The sequence below is a fragment of the Pseudoclavibacter sp. RFBB5 genome, from assembly GCF_002931555.1.
In the GTDB taxonomy this organism is placed as follows: Bacteria; Actinomycetota; Actinomycetes; order Actinomycetales; family Microbacteriaceae; genus Pseudoclavibacter.
Genome location: NZ_PSTZ01000010.1, coordinates 212,334 through 229,360, shown reverse-complemented (window position 1 = coordinate 229,360; position 17,027 = coordinate 212,334). Strand labels below are relative to the sequence as shown.

At 69.3% G+C, this 17,027-nt stretch carries 19 protein-coding genes and 1 riboswitch; of the genes, 7 read left to right on the top strand and 12 right to left on the bottom strand.

The window, feature by feature from the left end; translation table 11 throughout:
- Positions 1–3: 3 nt before the first annotated feature.
- Both C5B97_RS15825 and ppk2 read right to left on the bottom strand, forming a co-directional pair.
- Positions 4–786, bottom strand: a complete 783-nt coding sequence (locus C5B97_RS15825; RefSeq protein WP_104312946.1) for a maleylpyruvate isomerase family mycothiol-dependent enzyme — start codon at positions 784–786, stop codon at positions 4–6.
- Between the two features lie 28 nt (positions 787–814).
- Complete coding sequence (gene ppk2 / locus C5B97_RS15820; RefSeq protein WP_104312945.1) at positions 815–1,720, bottom strand: polyphosphate kinase 2; 906 nt, start codon at positions 1,718–1,720, stop codon at positions 815–817.
- Positions 1,721–2,061: 341 nt separating this feature from the next.
- On the opposite strand from ppk2, the gene C5B97_RS15815 reads away from it, so the two are divergent.
- Complete coding sequence (locus C5B97_RS15815) at positions 2,062–2,982, top strand: ankyrin repeat domain-containing protein (RefSeq protein WP_104312944.1); 921 nt, start codon at positions 2,062–2,064, stop codon at positions 2,980–2,982.
- Here the strand turns inward: C5B97_RS15815 and C5B97_RS15810 are convergent, their stop codons facing one another.
- Genes C5B97_RS15810 through C5B97_RS15800 form a run of 3 tightly spaced genes read right to left on the bottom strand, consistent with a single transcriptional unit; the run spans position 2,983 to position 7,421 of the window.
- Positions 2,983–5,361: a glycoside hydrolase family 65 protein gene (locus tag C5B97_RS15810; RefSeq protein ID WP_104312943.1), complete on the bottom strand. Its 2,379-nt coding sequence runs from the start codon at positions 5,359–5,361 to the stop codon at positions 2,983–2,985. It abuts the gene before it with no gap.
- Positions 5,358–6,389 carry a PfkB family carbohydrate kinase gene (locus C5B97_RS15805; protein ID WP_104312942.1) on the bottom strand — a complete coding sequence of 344 codons (1,032 nt, stop codon included), beginning with the start codon at positions 6,387–6,389 and terminating at the stop codon, positions 5,358–5,360. Before C5B97_RS15805 ends, C5B97_RS15810 begins: the two co-directional genes overlap by 4 nt.
- Before the next feature lie 57 nt (positions 6,390–6,446).
- Positions 6,447–7,421 (bottom strand): cation diffusion facilitator family transporter, encoded by a 975-nt coding sequence (locus C5B97_RS15800; protein ID WP_104312941.1) that lies wholly within the window; start codon positions 7,419–7,421, stop codon positions 6,447–6,449.
- A gap of 189 nt (positions 7,422–7,610) precedes the next feature.
- On the opposite strand from C5B97_RS15800, the gene C5B97_RS15795 reads away from it, so the two are divergent.
- Positions 7,611–8,498 (top strand): SDR family oxidoreductase, encoded by an 888-nt coding sequence (locus C5B97_RS15795; RefSeq protein WP_104312940.1) that lies wholly within the window; start codon positions 7,611–7,613, stop codon positions 8,496–8,498.
- A 137-nt stretch (positions 8,499–8,635) separates the two neighbouring features.
- A complete protein-coding gene (locus C5B97_RS15790) occupies positions 8,636–8,977 on the top strand; it encodes an ATP-dependent DNA ligase (protein ID WP_104312939.1) in 342 nt (113 codons plus the stop codon).
- Positions 8,978–8,999: 22 nt separating this feature from the next.
- On the opposite strand, the gene C5B97_RS15785 is transcribed toward C5B97_RS15790, so the two are convergent.
- From C5B97_RS15785 to C5B97_RS15765, 5 genes are all read right to left on the bottom strand, one after another.
- Positions 9,000–9,290 carry a hypothetical protein gene (locus C5B97_RS15785; RefSeq protein ID WP_104312938.1) on the bottom strand — a complete coding sequence of 97 codons (291 nt, stop codon included), beginning with the start codon at positions 9,288–9,290 and terminating at the stop codon, positions 9,000–9,002.
- Positions 9,291–9,412: 122 nt separating this feature from the next.
- Positions 9,413–10,789, bottom strand: coding sequence for a cytochrome P450 (locus tag C5B97_RS15780; protein WP_104312937.1), 1,377 nt, complete (start codon positions 10,787–10,789; stop codon positions 9,413–9,415).
- Between the two features lie 73 nt (positions 10,790–10,862).
- Positions 10,863–11,123 (bottom strand): hypothetical protein, encoded by a 261-nt coding sequence (locus C5B97_RS15775; protein WP_104312936.1) that lies wholly within the window; start codon positions 11,121–11,123, stop codon positions 10,863–10,865.
- 167 nt (positions 11,124–11,290) lie between these two features.
- Positions 11,291–12,004, bottom strand: a complete 714-nt coding sequence (locus tag C5B97_RS15770) for a GAF and ANTAR domain-containing protein (protein ID WP_258068309.1) — start codon at positions 12,002–12,004, stop codon at positions 11,291–11,293.
- A complete protein-coding gene (locus C5B97_RS15765; RefSeq protein ID WP_181027044.1) occupies positions 12,001–12,708 on the bottom strand; it encodes a GAF and ANTAR domain-containing protein in 708 nt (235 codons plus the stop codon). Before C5B97_RS15765 ends, C5B97_RS15770 begins: the two co-directional genes overlap by 4 nt.
- Positions 12,709–12,877: 169 nt before the next feature.
- On the opposite strand from C5B97_RS15765, the gene C5B97_RS15760 reads away from it, so the two are divergent.
- Positions 12,878–13,135, top strand: coding sequence for a hypothetical protein (locus tag C5B97_RS15760; protein ID WP_104312934.1), 258 nt, complete (start codon positions 12,878–12,880; stop codon positions 13,133–13,135).
- On the opposite strand, the gene C5B97_RS15755 is transcribed toward C5B97_RS15760, so the two are convergent.
- Entirely contained in the window at positions 13,117–13,524 is a 408-nt protein-coding gene (locus tag C5B97_RS15755) for an ATP-dependent DNA ligase (RefSeq protein ID WP_104312933.1), read from the bottom strand. The genes C5B97_RS15760 and C5B97_RS15755 overlap by 19 nt on opposite strands.
- A gap of 86 nt (positions 13,525–13,610) precedes the next feature.
- A complete protein-coding gene (locus C5B97_RS15750) occupies positions 13,611–13,964 on the bottom strand; it encodes an ATP-dependent DNA ligase (protein WP_104312932.1) in 354 nt (117 codons plus the stop codon).
- A 270-nt stretch (positions 13,965–14,234) separates the two neighbouring features.
- Here C5B97_RS15750 and C5B97_RS15745 point away from each other — a divergent pair, with 270 nt between their 5' ends.
- From C5B97_RS15745 to C5B97_RS15735, 3 genes are all read left to right on the top strand, one after another.
- A complete protein-coding gene (locus C5B97_RS15745) occupies positions 14,235–14,681 on the top strand; it encodes a hypothetical protein (RefSeq protein WP_104312931.1) in 447 nt (148 codons plus the stop codon).
- Positions 14,682–14,768: 87 nt separating this feature from the next.
- Positions 14,769–16,031 (top strand): glycosyltransferase, encoded by a 1,263-nt coding sequence (locus tag C5B97_RS15740; RefSeq protein WP_104312930.1) that lies wholly within the window; start codon positions 14,769–14,771, stop codon positions 16,029–16,031.
- Positions 16,024–16,803, top strand: a complete 780-nt coding sequence (locus C5B97_RS15735) for a PIG-L deacetylase family protein (RefSeq protein WP_181027043.1) — start codon at positions 16,024–16,026, stop codon at positions 16,801–16,803. The genes C5B97_RS15740 and C5B97_RS15735 overlap by 8 nt, the downstream gene beginning before the upstream one ends.
- Before the next feature lie 87 nt (positions 16,804–16,890).
- Positions 16,891–17,015, top strand: a riboswitch (FMN riboswitch).
- Positions 17,016–17,027: the final 12 nt, after the last annotated feature.

The window sequence follows — 17,027 nt, the reverse complement described above, 5'->3', positions numbered from 1 at the left end:
CGCTCAGGGGGCCAACGGATTCCCGAGCACACGCTCGAGCACCTCGCGGGAGCCGGTGACCCGTGCATCCACCGCCGCCAGGTCGCGCCGCTTCCAGAGGAGGAGCAGCGCGGCCTCGGCCGTGAGCTCGAGCGTCGCGTCGGCCGGTCTCGCTCCACTGAGGGTGTTCGCGGTGCCCGCCGGTGTCTCGTCGACGGGGCCGAGCCGGACGCGCAGGCCGAAGCTGCCGCCGTCGCCTGGGCGTTCGAGCCGGTCCAGCATCCGCAGGTCGACGCGCTCCTCGAGCGACGGCATCCGTCCGAGCGCGACCTGCCGCGGGTACATGTCCTCGGCGACCTCCGCGACACCGGCGGCGGCGAGATCTGGGCGGATCGGCACCGCGATGCCGAGGCTGTCGCTCGCGTCCCAGAGGTGCAGGGCCGCCTCGAGCGCCTGTCGTCTCGCCCACGTCGAGGCACGCGCAGGAGGGTAGAGGGCCCAGCATGGCGCGTCCTCCGGCAGCTCGCGCAGCGTCGCCACGAGGTCCGCGGCGCCCTCGCGGAACCACGCGACGAGCGCGTCCCGGTCGGCGAGCGGCGCATCCGGCGTCTGACGGTCGAGCTGCTGCCCACCGCCGAGCAGCTGCGCACGCGCCCACCGGTGCACGCCGCCGAGGTGGACCGCCAGCTCGACGAGCGACCAGCCGGGGCACGAGGAGACGGTGGTGGTGTGGTCCGCAGACTCGAGGAGGAGCGCGAACCCGTTCGCGGCGTCCTCGGTCGTGTCGATGAAGTCTGCGTGGCGCATGGTCAGAGCCTAGGGCGTGAGGCCACGCCTACTCGTCGGCGGTCTCCTGCTTGCCGCGCATCACGAGCAGCGGGTCCGGCTTCGTGACGACGTCGTGGTCCTTCCCCTCGTACTCGAACTGCCCGAGCCAAAAGCGCATCGCGTTGAGGCGGGCGCGCTTCTTGTCGTTGGAGCGGATGATCGTCCACGGCGCGTGCTTCTTGTCGGTGAGGCGGAACGTCTCCTCCTTCGCCGCCGTGTAGTCCTCCCAACGGTCGAGCGAGGCGAGGTCCATGGGGGAGAGCTTCCAGCGGCGCACCGGGTCGAGCTGGCGGATCGCGAAGCGCGTGCGCTGCTCGGTGCGCGACACCGAGAACCAGAACTTCGTGACGTGGATGCCCGAGTCGACGAGCATCTTCTCGAACGCCGGCGCCTGCTGCATGAACTGCGTGTACTCGTCGTCGGTGCAGAAACCCATCACGTGTTCCACGCCGGAACGGTTGTACCAGGAGCGGTCGAACATGACGAGCTCCCCGTCGGTGGGGAGGTGCTGGATGTAGCGCTGAAAGAACCACTGGCCGCGCTCGCGGTCGCTCGGCTTCGCGAGCGCCACGACGCGCGCCTTGCGAGGGTTGAGGTGCTCCGTGAAGCGCTTGATGGTGCCGCCCTTGCCTGCAGCGTCTCGCCCCTCGAAGAGGATCACGGCGCGCTGGTCGTTGTCCTCCATCCAGTACTGGCACTTCAGCAACTCCACCTGGAGGCGGTACTTCTCGCTCTCATACTCGTCGCGGCTCAGGCGCTCCTCGTACGGGTACCCCTCCTGCCACGTGTACACCGGGTTGCCCTGCGGGTCGATGAGATCCGGGTCGTTCGTGTGGCCGTCGCGCACCGAGTAGCCGAGCGCGCGCAGGTGCTCGATGTACTCGCGCAGGTCCTGGGGTTGTTCGATGGCCATGCGTTCCTCCGAGGTTCAGGTGCCGCGCATCCACCCGCCGCGGCCTGCGGCGGGGGATGCGGCGACCATACTGCGCCGTGAAGGCAAACGGGATGTGTACGAGCGCGGGTGGGCACACCGACGACGTGCACGAACCGCTCAGGGGGTTCGATCACCCTTGGGGAATTCGCTCGAAAACGAGAGCGAACCGACCGGAGGAGACGACGTTGCCCAAGAAGCGCATCACCCTGCCAAAGTAATTCAGGCGGGGCGAGACCTACACGATCGCTGAGCTCGAGGAGATCTTCGCGAAGGTCGAGACGACCGCCCTCGGCCGCGACTCCTCCAAGGAGTCCGCGCTCATGAGCGACCGGCTCGATGCAGCTGGCATCCGCTGGCTGATCGAGCACGGCGCGGAGGTGGACGCCGTCGACCGCTTCGGCAACACCGCGCTGACCCACCATTCGAAGTGGAAGGCGAAGCTCGACGTCCTGACCGTGCTTCTCGAGCACGGCGCAGACCCCAACATCACCGGTCACTCTTCGCCGCTGGCCGCTGCGGCCGAGTACGGGAACATCGACGGCCTCACCCTGCTCCTCGAGGCGGGCGCGGACCCGCTGCTGGACTTCGGGCGTCGCGATGAGACGGCGCTCGACCGCGCGATGACGAGGATGAAGGACTACCACGCGCCTCGGGCGCTCAAGGTGGCGCGGATCCTCGTCGCCCGCGGCGCGACCATCTCCGGGGACACCCCCAAGTACCTGCGTCAGACGATGTCGCAGCTGCAGGGACTCATCGCCAGGGGCAAGGGGTCCGAGGAGAACCTCGCGATCCTGTTCGAGCTGTTCGAGCTGCTCGGCGTGGAACCGACGGTGCCGCCGAGGGTCCTCGCGCCAGGCGAGCCCATCACCGTCACCGCTGAGGGATGGAAGGCGCAGTACAGCGAGCTGTGGAAGATGCTGGTGCCAGGGGGTGGCGCCGCCGAGAGCGTGCAGGGCGAGGTCGTGCGCATCGCGGGTCGCGTCGGCAACGAGATCCTCGGCAACGGCGGCGGCAACTGGGACAAGGACTTCGACAGGATGCTGCAGGCGTACCGCGCGCACGTGGCCACGGGGGCACCGCTCGATGAGGAGGAGCTGGTGAGCGTCGACCAGGCCGTCGATCGGCTCGCCGGCGGATCCTTCGACGAGCCGGCCGTCGACACGCTCACCGAGCTCGCCGTGACGTGGGTGCTCCGGAACCCGGAGCGCGTCGACCTGCCGACGCCGAGCTACCGACGGTAGTCACTCCTCCCGCATGGCCTCAGCGAAGGGTCTCGGCGCCCGGTGTCTCGGCTGGGCCGGGGCCGGGCCCGGGGCTGGCAGCGGGGGAGTGGATGCGGTCACCTCGTCCCCCGCCCGCAGCTCCAACTCCTCGTCGAAGTGGCGGATCAGGAGGGGCTCGCCGGCGCTCAGCTGGTAGACGGTCGCCTCTGGCCGGATCTCGACGTGCAGCCGTCGCCCCTGCACGAACATCCCGAAGCGGATGCGTGTCAGCTGATCAGGGAGGCGAGGCGCGAACCGGAGCCCCCTGTCGCTTTCGCGCAGGCCGCCGAGGCCAGCCGTGACGGCCGTCCAGATGCCGGCGAGCGACGCCATGTGCAGCCCCTGCGAGGTGTTGTCGCGGAGGTCGTCGAGGTCCAGCGTGGCAGCCTCGGCCAGGTAGTCGGCGGCGAGCTGCAGGTGCCCGACCTCGGCCGCGAGGATCGACTGCACGGAGGCGGACAGCGACGAGTCGCGCACCGTCAGCGCCTCCGAGTACTCGAAGGCGCGCTTCTTCTCCTCGAAGGTGAATGCCTCGTGCGCGAAGTAGAGGGCGAGCACCAGGTCGGCCTGCTTGATCACCTGCTTGCGGTACAGGTGGAAGTACGGGAAGTGCTCCTGCAGGGGGTACTGGGATGCGGAGGTGGCGGCGAAGTCCCATTGTGCGAGGTCCGTCGACCCGGCCGCGTGCGCGTGGACGCCGCGGCGCTCGTCGAACGGCACCACGATGGCGTCGGCGGCACGAATCCACTGTCGGATCTCGTCGTCATCGACGCCCAGTGCGCCCGCCTCGGCGTGGTGTCGCTCCGCGACGGACACCGCGGCGCGCAGGTTCAGGCGCGCCATGAGGTTCGTGTACGTGTTGTCGTCGACAAGCGCCGAGTACTCGTCCGGACCGGTCACCCCGTCGAAGTGCAGGCCCCCGTCCGGGTCCCATCGACCGAGCGAGCACCAGAGCCGGGCGGTCTCGACGAGCACGTCGACGGCGACCTCCCGCTCGAAGCGCTCGTCACCGGTCGTGCGAATGTGGTGCACCATGGCCGCGGCGATGTCCGCGTTGACGTGGAACGCTGCCGTGCTCGCAGGCCAGTAGCCGGAGCTCTCCCGGCCGTCGATCGTGCGCCACGCGAACGCGGCCCCCTCGAGCTTGAGGAGCTTCGCGCGCGCGCGGGCGTACTCGAGGGTGGAGTGCCGCCAGCGCAGCGCCTGCTCGGCGGCAGCCGGCACCGTCGCCGAGAGGAGCGGCAGCACGTAGCTCTCGAAGTCCCAGAACGTGTGACCAAGGTAGCCGGCGCCGGTGAGGCCCTTGCCTGGCACCGAACGCGCCTCGAGCCGGGCTGCCGACTGGTAGACGTGGAAGAGCGCGAAGCGGGTCGCCTGCTGCAGTCGCGGCGAGCCGTCGATCTCCACGTCCGCGCACGCCCAGAACTCGTCGAGGTCCGCGCGCTGGTCCGCGAGCACCCGCTCCCAGCCGTCCCGTCTCGCGTCGTCGACGGCGCCCTCCGCCCGGTCGCGCAGCGCCTCCGGGGAGAGCGTCGACGAGAACTCGTGGCCGACGTACTTCGTGATCTCGAGGGTCTCCCCGGCTTTCAGCTCCACGCTCACGGTCGTGCGCGCCAGGTCTCGGGACGTCTCGGTCTCGATGCTCGGAGGCGCCGCGCACGTGCCAGCGACCACGTTGTCCATGGCGACGGCGATGCTGATGCCGCTCCTCAGGGTGCGGTGCACGAGCGTGGCCGCGCTGCCCAGGGAATAGTGGCCGAGGCCCTCGAACGGCTCGTCGAGCTGGTCGTTGACCCGCTGGTCGGGATGCACTTCCGGCATGTCCTCGTTGGCGACGACCTCGGACTGCACGCTCACGTGCACGCCGTCGCCGAGCGCCTCGACCTCGTAGTGCACGGCCGCGAGCGAGCGATGGGTGAGCGAGACGAGGCGGATGCTGGTGACCCGCACCGTGCGCCCTGCGGGAGACGTCCATTCGAGATCGCGCCGCAGCGTGCCCGCGCGGAAGTCGAGGCGCTGCTCGTGGCGTACGACCGTGCCCCGGCGGAGATCCAGCGGCTCATCGCCGACGAGCAGGCGAAGCACCTGCCCGTTCTGCACGTTCACGACGCTCTGCCCCGTGTCCGGATACCCGTAGCCGTCCTCGGCGTAGGGCATCGGGTGGTCCTCGAAGACGCCGTTCAGGTAGGTGCCGAGCACCTCGTGCGGGTCGCCCTCGTCGAAGTTCGCTCTCCAGCCGATATGGCCGTTGGAGAGGGCGAACACCGACTCCAGATGCGCGAGCTGGGGTGCGTCGAGGTCGAGCCCGGTGAAGCCGAGGCTCCACGGTGCGACATCGAAGGGGATCGCGCCGGTCACGCGAGCGTCTCGCCGTCGGTCGAGGGGAGGTGGGTAGAGGGGAGCATGCTGCCCTTTCTGTCGGGAGAGAGCCGTCGGAGCCTGGGGTGCCCGCCAAGGCGTTGCACGCTCGCGCCGGCGGCCTGCGTCGCGCGCTGCCCTGCCTCGCGGGGGCTCGCTCCAGAGAGCAGCGCGGTCGTGAGCGCCGCGACGAACGCGTCACCCGCGCCGGTGGGGTCGACCGTTCGGGTGCGCTCGTGCGGCAGGAACACGTGGTCACCAGGCCAGGCGATGAGCTCAGCATCGTCGACCGTGAGCGCGACGACGCGGGGGCCGAGGTCGCGGAGCGTCTCGGCTGTGCGGAGCGCGTCTTCTCGGTTCCTGACCTCGGACCCGGACAGCATCGACGCCTCTCTCGCGTTCGCGCGCACCACATCGGCGAATCCGACAAGCTCGTCTCGTCCGGCCCTGTCCTCGGTCGCGTCGACGGCTCCGTCGAGGACCAGCAGCGCTCTCGGGGCACCGTTCGCGGGCCGCTGCCTCGTGAGCTGCGCAGCGACGAGCAGCGTGTCGAAGGGCTGCTGCAGCTGCAGGACGACGGCGTCCGCTGTGGTCAGGGCTGTCGCGGCGCGGACGTCGTCAGGGGTGAGGAGCGCCTGCTCCGGGATGTGCTCGAGCAGTCGGCGCACGCCGCCATCGGCGACGACATCCGTGAGCAGCGCCGTCACGCCGCGTCGGACGACGTGGCGCGTATCGAGACCGTGGCTGGCGGCTTCGCGCAGCATCTCCGTGCCGTCACCGTCTTCACCCAGGACAGCGATCAGCGAGACCTGCGCTGCGGGATCGAGCTGGCGGATCCCGACGGCGATGCTCGCGCCCTTTCCGCCCAGACGTTCGATGCGCTCGCTGACCACGGCGCTCACCCCCGCGTCCGGGATCCCCGCAACGCGCAGCACAAGATCCCGGCCGGCCTGCCCGACCACCGCGACGCGCGCCGGCGAGACGGGCTGGGCCGTGCGCGCGGGGATGCCCGGGGTGCCGTTCGACATGAGGAGAGGGTACCGACGTCCCCTTGGACATCTCATGGTGGTGAGCGTGCAGCGGCGTCAGGTCCGACCGGTCCCTCGGATGGACGCCAGCGTCTGCGCCCCGTCCGGGATGCTCGCGACGGGAACCAGCACCACGTCCTGCATCTTCCAGCCGAGTCGCGCGAGATCCCGTGCGACGTCCTGCAGCGCATCCACGGTCGGGGGACGACGATCGACGGGCACGACAAACGCCTCCACGTGGAACACCTGACCCGGGTCGCGCATCCGAACGCCGGCCTCGTCGACCCACGTCTCGTCCTGGAGGCGCAGGATCACCCGCTTCATGAGCGGATGCGGTTCCTGATCGTCATGGGTGCGCGCCTGCTCGTCGAGGAGGTCGCGCACCGAGGAGCGGGTATTCATCACCCCGTCCCAGACGATCCCTGCGGAGATGAAGAGCGCCGCGACGCCGTCGAGCCACCAGAGTCCGACCCCGATGCCGAGCACGCCCAGGATCGCCGCGGCGTTCGTCTGCCAGTCGGCTTTCGCCATGTCGGCGTCCGCCGCGAGCAGCTTGTTGTGGAGCTTCGGGGCGAGCCTGGCCTTCGCGCGACCGTAGACGAGCGGTCCGACCACGATGACCGCCATGACGGCGACCATGAGCCACCCCTGCCAGATGACGGTCCCGAAGAGCTGGACGCTGCCGATGGTGGGATGCTCGGCGTTCACCAACCCCAGGACGGACTCCACCGCGAGGTGGCCGCCGACGGCAAGGAGAGCGACACCGGCGACGAGATGCCCGATGCCCATTGCCCGATGCAGCCCGAACGGGAAGGTGCGGGTCGGCTTGCGCCGGATGAACACGAGCGCGATCAGAAACGCGAACTGCGGGATGAGGGAGAGCATGTCCTCGATCCAGGCGGTCTTCATCGCCTGCGAGTTGCCCACCACGAACGCGACGAGCGTGATGGTGCAGGCCGTGAAGGCGATGGTCGCCCACTCCCAGCGAACCGCGGCCCTCAGCGCCTCCCGCTGCTCCTGTGGCAGGTCCATGCGGCCCGTGCTCCCCACTGGAATCTCCTCGCCGTCACGCGCGACCCATCGGTCGACTCCGAATCAGTGTCACGAATGCGCCCACGCACCGCGAGACCTTGACGTGGACCCTCGCCGGTGCCACGGCGGGAGAAAGCTGGGAGGTCAAGCAGTTGTCGGCACGCCCTGCCCGAAATTAGCGTCGCGGGCATGAGCCACTACGAGAAGAAGAACCCGCTCGACCTCTACCCGAAGCCGCCGTTCCCCGAACAAGAGCAGCAGCTCCCCGGCCTGGCGAGGAAGATGACCCCCAGACCAGACCACGGCGAGGAGAGCTACGTCGGCCTCGGCCGGCTGAAGGGGTTCCGCGGCATCGTCACGGGCGGCGACTCGGGCATCGGCCGAGCGGCGGCCATCGCCCTGAGTCGAGAAGGCGCCGACCTCGCGTTGAACTACCTGCCCAGCGAGCAGGCGGATGCGGAGGAAGTGCGCGACCTGCTCGTCCGCGAGGGGCGAAAGGTCGTGCTCCTGCCGGGCGACATCAGCGACGAGCAGTTCTGCCGTGACCTCGTCGAACGCGCCGTCGCGGAGCTCGGCGGACTCGACACGCTCGTGATGGTCGCCGGCCACCAGGAGAGCAACGGCGACATCACCACCATGACCACTGCGAGCATCGACCAGACGATGAAGACCAACGTCTACTCGCTGTTCTGGCTGACGCAGGCGGCGCTCCCGCACCTCGAACCGGGCTCCTCGATCGTCACGACCGGCTCCATCCAGGGCGCCGAGCCGTCGCCTGACAAGCTCGACTACGCACTCACAAAGGGCGCGATCGGCGTCTTCACCGCTGGTCTGGCGCAGCAGCTCGCGCCGAAGGGCATCCGAGTCAACTCGATCGCTCCGGGCCCGATCTGGACGCCGCTGCAGCCAGCCTCATCTGATGGCGAGACCGTGGCGCACTTCGGCGAGCAGGCCCCGTACGGGCGGCCGGGACAACCAGCTGAGCTGGGCGCCGCGTACGTGCACCTGGTCAGCCCGGAGTCGAGCTACACGAGCGGGGCGACGATCACGATCGCCGGAGGCACGCCCGCGTTCTAGGACGGAAGCGATGAACGGGGAGGCGGGGCATCGTGCCTCGCCTCTCTCGCGGTCGGCGCATCCAGCGCACGTCCTGGGCGTTCCCGGTCACGGTCCGTATCCTAGGCCGCATCCCCCAAGGCTGACAGGAGCACATCATGGGCACGCTCGTCTACGACGGCACGTCGATCCACTTCGAGGACCGGCTCCTCACGCACCTGCAGATCGTGATCGTGCAGAAGCTGAGCCGCAACGAGTCGTTCCTGATGTCCTGGAAGGACTCGCCTTCGGTTGGCGACGGACGCTCGGCGATCTGGCTGACCCCGAACACGTCCATGCAGTTCAAGTTCCTGGGCGGCAAGGTGCCGGAGATCAATCGCGACTGGCTCAAGCGGCTCGGGGAGTCGGCCGAGAGCAGCACCGGTCTCCTGGTCACGGACGAAGAGGGCAAGCTCGCACTCGTGGGCACGGACGCGCCTTACCCCGGCACTCTGCGCTGAGCGACTCGAGCTGACAGGCGGGTCAGTACTGATCGAAGTCGATGAACACCACGTCGCCATGGTCGGCGCCCTCGGTGTCGGCGCCGTCCACGGAGCCGTCGACGGAGCGATCAACGTCGCGCACATCGAGGACGTCGATGCGAACATGCGTGGCTGGCGTGATCAGCACCTCAGGGCTCCCCGGCCGGCTGCCGATGGGAACGAGGCTGCCGCCCGCCTGAAGGGCGGCGCGGATGTCGCCGTGCAGGCGGGAGATCGACTCGGCGTCATGGAGCACGAACCGGTCATGGTTGACCGTGAGCACAATCGACATCGGTGACCTCGCTTCCGGCCCCGCTCGGCTGGGGTGTTGCGAAGTTGTTCGGAGCCCCAGGCGGTTCGGATGGGAAGGCGGGTCGATCGACGCGCTGATGCATCCGGCGCCCCGTCGCACGATCAGTGCACGGGGCAGCGGGATGCAGCGGGCTCCGACCTGGACCGGCTCGATGGCGCAGCCGGGCGGATGAGCCCTCCGGAGGAGGGCTTCGTGGGCAGTCGCCTCCGGTTCACCTCCAGGCCGACGCCCGAGATGTCGACGCGGGGGTCGCTGAGGGCTGCGATGGCGGTCGCAAGGCCCGCGATCGCGAGCTTCTCTCCGGGGCAGCGGTGCCCGGCCGCGACGTCGCCCCCACCGTGGGGGATGAACTCGGTGATGGACTCGTGGTCGTCGACGTCGAGGAAGCGCTCCGGCCGGAAAGCACCAGCGTCCTCCCAGGAGCTGTCGTCGGTGTTCGTGCCGAGGATGTCGAGGAGCAGCCGTCCACCTGCCCGCACGCGCGAACCGTCCAGTTCGATGTCCTCGCGCGCCCACCCTGGCAGGAGTGGCACGAACGGGGCGGTGCGCCGCACCTCCTGCGCGAATGCGGTGGCAATCGGGCCGCCATGCAACGAACCGCGGGCCGCCGCTTCGTCGCCGATCCGCGCGCGCCAACCGGGTCGGTCGTGCAACTCCTTCGCGGCGAAGGCCACGAAGCGTGCGACGGCGATCATCGGGCGGATGCTGTTCTGCAGCTCGACGCCCGCGAGTCTCGGCGGCAGCAGCTCCCCCTGCTCGTCGACGTGCCAGGCCCATTCATGCAAGGCGGTGCCAGCCGGAGCCGCAAGCTCACCGGACCGCGCGGCCTTGATGAGCCGCTGAGCGTGTCGGTCAGACCACATGCGGTTGCTGAACGCGAGCAGGAATTCAGGAGAGTACGGGGCGCCGAAGCCGTCGACGATCTGGGCGAGGCGCGCCGCCCACCGCGACTTCGCAGCCGACGTGCCGGGCAAGCCGGCCCAGGTCATGGATGCCCGTCCGAACGCGGTGACTGCCGCGTCGTAGGCCGAGGCGTCGTCGCCATCCGCCCACGAGTCGGCCTGCTCCCGCCACTCACGCTCGAAGTGGGGGACCAGCTCCTCGACACGATCGTCGTCGTAGGCCACGCGCAGGAACGTCGCCTTCCGGTGCCGGTGCTCGGCCCCGTCGAGACTGTGCACCGAGCCGTGGCCGAAGAGCGACTCCTGCACGAACGCGGGCATCGCCCCGTGGCGCGCGATGCTGCCTTCGTCGTAGAACAGCCGGACGGCGTCGCTGCCGCGCACCAGCAACGCCTCCCTGCCGAGGAGCCGCAGTGGCACCGCCCTGGCCTGCGCGCGAGCCCTGCTCCAGATGTGTGCACCGAACCCGTAGCCCCTCGTCATCAACGACAGTGAGTCGTCGTCGAGCGCTGCCCGCCACGGGGCGGTACCTGGGTCTGTGGTCGAACGGGCGTCGAAGGCGGTCGCGTCTGTCATGCCTCCAGGCTGGCAAACCGCTCAGGTAGGTGGCTGGGGAAGCCCTCAGCGTCCGGTGAGCGTCCTGCGGGAATCAGTATTCGTCGAAGTCGACGAAGGCAACTTCGTCGCGGTCGTCGCTCTCGCCCTCGTCCGGGGCTTCGAGCGGCAGGATATCGATGCGCACGTTCGTGGACGGCGTGACGAGCACCTCGGGGCCGTCGGCCGAGTCGCCGATCACGAGCATCCGGCCACCCGAACGGGCCGCCTCCTCGATCTCAGCGCGTACGCGAGTGATCGCCTCCGGGTCACGCAGCACGAACTGCTCACGATTGACGGTGACAAGAATGGACATAGCTGACCTCGGTTCAGCCTCCCGGCGGAGGCCTCTCATATCTCGACGCCAAGGTCCGAGTTCAGCGGATGGCGGCGACCGTACGGCCCGGCTGCGTGAGCGGGGCTCGGCGGCGAGGTCCTGGCCAACAGGGTGAGCGTACGCCCTGAAGGTGAGTATGGGGTCGGTCAGATGCTGAGCGTACGCGCGACCAGCTGCGCGGCGACCTGCGAGAGCGACAGTCGATTCGACCTCGCGTATCCGCGGATCACATCGAACGCCTCCTCAGGCGTGATCGAGCGTCGGTAGGCGACGACGCCCTTGGCCTGTTCGATCACGACGCGGCTCTTGAGCGCGTTCTGCAGCTGTTCGCGCACCGTGTCGGCATGACGGATCGTGCGCTCCTGGATGATGCCGATCGTCGCGACGTCCGCGAGGGCGCGCGCGGCGACGGTCTCCTGCTCGGGAAACTCTCCAGGTGTCGAGCGCAGCAGGTTGAGCGTGCCGATCGTGGTCTCGCGCAATTTCAAGGGCACAGCCTGCACGGCCAGGTAACCGTGCTCGAGCGCGCTCTGCTTGAACATGCGCCAGGAGTCCGGAGCCTCGCGGATGTCCTCGACCGCGACGATGCGCCCCTCGTTGAAGCTCTGGATGCACGGACCGGCGTCTGCTGAGATCTGCATCGTCTCGACGACGCTCGCCGCCTCACTCGTCGAGACCACCAGCTCGAGATCGCCGTGCTCGTCGGCGAGCAGAATGCCGGCTGCTGTCACCTCGAGCAGCGATTGGCAGCGATCGACGAGTATCTGCAGCAGGTCAACGACGTCGTAGCCCGCGACGAGCGTGTCGGCGAGCACCGCGAAGGTCTCGAGCAGCTGCGTGTCCCTTGCATCGCGGATCATCGCCGCTCCTCGATTCCGGACGGCCCCGCTCGGAACGCCAGCTGTCCGGCGAGGATCTCCTCGGCGATCTCCATCATGGATCGACCTGTCGCGAAGGCGTGTCCCTGGATGACGAGGGTCGCCTCGTCCGCGGTCGTCTCGAGCTGCGCCAGCACCATCCCGGTCGCCTGATGGATCTTGCGACGCGAGTGCTTGCCCTCCGGGTGGGGTTCGTCGCCCGAGGAGGCGAGCGCGAGGCGGAGGACGTTGCGCGCGACGAGCGAGGCGAGGTGAGTGGCCTGACGCGTCTGGAGCGGCTCGAAGCCGATCGGGGCGGCGGCGTAGAGGTCGATGGCCCCGACCCGCAGCGGGCCGACCAGCATCGGGAACGCGAAGAGAGCTCCCACCTTGTCGCGGGGGATGGCCGGGCCGAACGCCGGCCAGCGGGTGTCTGGCAGCTCTCGGAGGTTCGGCTCGAGAACAGGGCGCCCTGTGGCGAGGGTGTCCCAGCATGGTCCCTCGCCGAGGTCGAACTGCAGCTCGTCCAGCCGTGCGGCGACCTCGTTCGACGCAGAGACCGTCTGGTTGCCGAGCAGCTCGCCGATCGTGGAGACGGCCGCGCCCGAGACGGGGAACAGACCGACGAGGGAGTCAGCCACGCCATCGACAGAATCGAGCGGCGCCTGCAGCGTCTGGACTGCTGCGTCGTATGCGTCCCGTGCCATGTTGATCCCGTTCTCGGTCCGTCGAAACCCTGCCCCAACTCTATTGCAATGCCGCAACTGCGCCCCGCGTCTGCTCGATAGCACATACGTCGACGTTGTTCCAGGCCCAGATTCTGGGCTCGCGAAGGCGTTCACTGGACGGTGAGTTCTTTTCCCGGTGGAGGTGGACATGCCATTCCTGGTGACAGTCGATGACCGTGCGCACTACGTCGACGATGAGGCGATGCCGACGTTGCAGCACATGATCGTGGATGCGGTCCGCCAGGGCGGAGACCTGGTTCGCTTTCCCGTGCGTGGGCGCCTGGAGCAGTGGGAACTCATCACGACGGCGTCGTCTGTGAGCGTCCGCGAGGTGCCGGTGATCGCTGACGAGGGCGATGACGGCGCACCGTTCGCCGACATCTCGTTCTACGACTTCGAGAGCTGATGCTCAGGCGCCGAGCGGCGCCCAAGATCCGACTGGTGCACGGGTGCGCTCTGCTGGGCCGCGGGGTGGTGCGCGACGGGCTCATTGAACTGCGTGCACTCCGGTACCAGGTGGAGCCCTGCCGCCGAATCGTTCGTCGCGATGATGGCGCGCACCCAGTGCTCGTTCAGGTTCGGTGCACGGCTTCCACGGAAGCGGAAGCGGAGGTCGGTCTGCGGCGTGATCCAGAGCGACTCGCGGCCGCCACCGAGGTCCTTCGACCGCGGGCAGGTGAAGGCAACGCTGTGCCCGGCCCGGAGGAGGCTCAAGATCGCGACTCGCAGGTGCGCCAACGGCCGGTCTTCGATCTCGATCGCGTGGGCGTCCGCCCCGTAGTACAGGTATCCCATGGCGGTCCCCCAATCCTCGTGGCCTCCTAGTAGCGTCCCGAGGCGGAGTTGAAAATTCGAGGGGTAGAGATCGCTGGCGAGTTGTGCTAATGCCACTTATGGTGGGCGGTTCCTGGTTGCCCGCTGTCGGGGGACGCCAGCGCGAGCTCGCCGTCCTCCCCGGTGACGATCAGGCCCGTCGAGCTGTCCGCGGAACGCGCGAGCGACGACAGCCAGTCGCGGTTCACCGACGGTGCCTTGCTGCCGTAGAACTTGAAGGAGATCGGGACGTTCGGCGTGAGCCAGATCGCCGCCCGCCCATCAGCCGCGCTCGCGGACTCCTTCCACGACATGAGAAACGCCTCGTGGCGACGGAACTTCTGGATGATCACGATCTGCAGATGCTGGAGGAGACGGTCCTCGAACTCCAGGTGCAAGGACGCGTACGTGAGGGTTCCCATCGTGCTGCCTTTCCGGTCGGCGCGTGTGTGGCACGTGCATCCAGCCTAGGAAGTGCGCCGAACGGCGACGCGTGGATTCCCTCCGGCTCCGATTCGCGTTAAGGGGCGGGGGCACCCAGACGGTCGACTGCCGGCGAGCCGTCGCGATCACTAGCGGCACGGCAACGCTGGCGCAAGCCGTTTCAGGTTGCTCCGTCCCGCTCTAGGTTCGCTGGGTGCCGAGTCCGAGGAGGTGGTGATCGATGACGGTGCTGGAGTTGGCGGGGGGTCGTGATCCTCATCCAGTTCGCGGTGCTCTGGGCGTGCGCCGCGGGCTGCGCTGCCTGGCAGCTCGCCAAGCGAGCTCGACGCTGGATCCGCTACCACGTTCTTTCGAATCGTGCCACCACTGCCGCCCGTGACCCGGATGCGGGACCCTGGAATCAGACGGACAGGGAGGTCCTCATGAAAGCCAACCAGCGTCCAGCCGCCGCCGGCTCGACATCGGAAACCGCGCTCGCCGGGATCGTTGACATTCGGGAGTCGTTTGTGGAGGCGCCCCTGCGCGGCGAGATCCGAGAGCTGCTGTGGCAGATCGAGTATCCGGCCTCAGGGGACGATCTGCTGCGCGAGGCCGTGCGCCGCCATCTGTCGCCGCCGGCCATCAACGTGCTCCGCAACGCACGCGGGCGATCGTTCGACGGCTGCCACGCCGTGTGCCGCTGCCTGCATATCTGAGCGCGACCGAACCCGCACTCATCCGGGCCGCGTAACGCGGGGCATCCCGAATGGCGAAGCGGGCCCGCGACGCCTACGGTCGGAGGCATGCCTGATGTCCTCCCCGACGAGCGCCCCCTCCGCATCGCGTTTGTCGTGCTCCACACCTCTCCCCTCGACGAGCCGGGGACCAAGGATGCGGGTGGCATGAACGTCGTGGTGCTGGCGCAGGCGGAGGCACTCGCGGACCGCGGCCACCAGGTCGAGCTCATCACGAGGCGCAGCGACCCCGGCTCCGCTCCCACCGTGCAGCTCGGCGACAACCTCCGGCTCCACAACCTGGAGGCCGGCCCCGCTCGACTCATCTCGAAAGGCGAGCACGAGCACGTCATCGACGAGTTCCGGGATGCGCTGGCCGTCCTCCTCGTCGAGCTGTCCGTCGACGTGCTCCACGCCCAGCACTGGTTCTCTGGCGTCGCCGCCCTACCCGTCGCACGCGAGCTGGGCATCCCGATCGTGCAGAGCTTCCACTCCATCGCCGCCGGCAGCTCGACGCCGCTCGCCGACGGGGAGCGCGCCGAGTCGCCAGGCCGCCTCGCCGGCGAGGCGATGCTCGCGAAGTCGGTCGACGCCATCGTCGTCGTGAGCAGAGCGGAGCGCGACACCGTCCTCTCGAGGCTCGGCGGCAACCCGGCGATCACCCACATCGTGCCGCCCGGTGTCGACGCCGACCTCTTCTTCCCGGCCCGGGATGCGCGGGCCGAGCCAGCCGCCCGGGAGTCGCGACCCAAGCGCGCCCTGTCAGCTGGGCGCCTGCATCCGCTCAAGGGCTTCGACCTGGCGCTCGACGCGATCGCCGAGATCGACGACGACGTGCGCCCCGACTACGTGCTCGTGGGCGCCGCCCCTCCGGACGACGACGGGCGCGCCTACGAAGCGAAGCTGCACGAGGCGGTCGCGCGGCACGGGCTCGCCGAGCACGTGCAGTACATCGGCTCGCTCAGCAGGCAGGCGCTCGCCGCCCAGCTGCGGCTCGTCGACGTCGTGCTGATCCCGTCGCACTCCGAGACGTACGGTCTGGTCGCCCTCGAAGCCGCAGCCTCGGGAGTGCCGGTTGTGGCCTCCGCCGCTGGCGGGCTTCGCGAGGCAGTTGTCGACGGCGTCACCGGCACGTTGCTCGAGACCCGCGACCCCGCGGACTGGGCAGCCGCCATCGCGCGCATCCTGCGCGACCCGGAGCTCGCCGAGCGCTTGAGCGTCGCCGCGCGCGAGCACGCGCTCGCCCACTCCTGGGATCTGAGCGCTGAGGGCCTCCTGGCCGTGTTCCGCCAGTTGGTCGTTCAGGCGGGGCAGGGGTCGTCGCGTGCCTGAGGGCAGCGCGAGCCTGCTCGACTCCGTGCGACACGCGCTGGTCGTGCACGCGCATCCCGACGACGAAGCCCTCGCGGGCGGAGCGCTGCTGCGCGAACTGCACGAGCGCGGCGCCAAGGTGACACTCGTGACCTGCACGCGCGGTGAGCTCGGTGAGATCGTCGCGGGCGTCCTTCCCGCCGACACGTCGGTCGCGGACCTCGCGGACGTGCGCGAGCGCGAGCTGCGCGGGTCCCTCGACGCGCTCGGCATCGACCAGCACCGGTGGCTCGGAACGCCGCCCGCACGGGCAGAGGGCCTGAAGGTGCGCGAGTACCGCGACTCCGGGATGCGCTGGCTGCGGCCAGGCCTCGCTGGTCCCGCCGACGAAACCGACCTGCGGGCGTTCAGCGTGGCTCCCGTCGAGGAGGTCACGGCCGACCTCGCCGCCGTCATCGCCCACGACGAGCCGGACCTCGTCATCAGCTACGACGCGACGGGCGGCTACGGGCACCCCGACCACGTTCGAGCCCGCGAAGCGAGCCTCGCCGCCGCGCGGGGTGCCGGCGTGCGGTTCGCCGAACTCGTCGAGCAGAGCGAACGCGAGCTCGCGGCCGAGATCGGCGACCTCGAATGGTTCGACCTCGAGCAGCACCGCGACGCCGTCGTGGCCGCCCTGCGCAGCCACCGCACGCAGCTCACCGTCGACGATGACGGCTCCGCGCTGGTGCACTCCGGCGGTCAGCGCCAGGACGTGCACCTCGCGATCGGCCTGCGCGAAGTGGTCGCGTAGGCCGCCTTCCCGAAACATCGCGACGAAGTCGGTTTCCGGGCGTCACACGCTGTCTTCCGACGGTCGTCTCGCTTAGGCTCGCCGTGCAACATGCTCCGGGGTCGGTGAAAGTCCGAACCGGCGGTGAGAGTCCGCGACCCGCTCGTCCGCGAGCGGTTGACCTGGTGGAATTCCAGGACCGACGGTTAAAGTCCGGATGGTAGGTGCATGGGAGGCGCTCGTTT

Coding starts and splice junctions, on each gene's coding strand:
- C5B97_RS15760 (WP_104312934.1), top strand. CDS start 12,878: ATGCCATTCCTGGTGACAGTCGATGACCGTGCGCACTACGTCGACGAT.
- ppk2 (WP_104312945.1), bottom strand. CDS start 1,720: ATGGCCATCGAACAACCCCAGGACCTGCGCGAGTACATCGAGCACCTG.
- C5B97_RS15815 (WP_104312944.1), top strand. CDS start 2,062: ATGAGCGACCGGCTCGATGCAGCTGGCATCCGCTGGCTGATCGAGCAC.
- C5B97_RS15755 (WP_104312933.1), bottom strand. CDS start 13,524: ATGGGATACCTGTACTACGGGGCGGACGCCCACGCGATCGAGATCGAA.
- C5B97_RS15825 (WP_104312946.1), bottom strand. CDS start 786: ATGCGCCACGCAGACTTCATCGACACGACCGAGGACGCCGCGAACGGG.
- C5B97_RS15750 (WP_104312932.1), bottom strand. CDS start 13,964: ATGGGAACCCTCACGTACGCGTCCTTGCACCTGGAGTTCGAGGACCGT.
- C5B97_RS15780 (WP_104312937.1), bottom strand. CDS start 10,789: ATGACAGACGCGACCGCCTTCGACGCCCGTTCGACCACAGACCCAGGT.
- C5B97_RS15800 (WP_104312941.1), bottom strand. CDS start 7,421: ATGGACCTGCCACAGGAGCAGCGGGAGGCGCTGAGGGCCGCGGTTCGC.
- C5B97_RS15785 (WP_104312938.1), bottom strand. CDS start 9,290: ATGTCGATTGTGCTCACGGTCAACCATGACCGGTTCGTGCTCCATGAC.
- C5B97_RS15790 (WP_104312939.1), top strand. CDS start 8,636: ATGGGCACGCTCGTCTACGACGGCACGTCGATCCACTTCGAGGACCGG.
- C5B97_RS15765 (WP_181027044.1), bottom strand. CDS start 12,708: ATGGCACGGGACGCATACGACGCAGCAGTCCAGACGCTGCAGGCGCCG.
- C5B97_RS15770 (WP_258068309.1), bottom strand. CDS start 12,004: ATGATCCGCGATGCAAGGGACACGCAGCTGCTCGAGACCTTCGCGGTG.
- C5B97_RS15740 (WP_104312930.1), top strand. CDS start 14,769: ATGCCTGATGTCCTCCCCGACGAGCGCCCCCTCCGCATCGCGTTTGTC.
- C5B97_RS15805 (WP_104312942.1), bottom strand. CDS start 6,389: ATGTCGAACGGCACCCCGGGCATCCCCGCGCGCACGGCCCAGCCCGTC.
- C5B97_RS15775 (WP_104312936.1), bottom strand. CDS start 11,123: ATGTCCATTCTTGTCACCGTCAATCGTGAGCAGTTCGTGCTGCGTGAC.
- C5B97_RS15795 (WP_104312940.1), top strand. CDS start 7,611: ATGAGCCACTACGAGAAGAAGAACCCGCTCGACCTCTACCCGAAGCCG.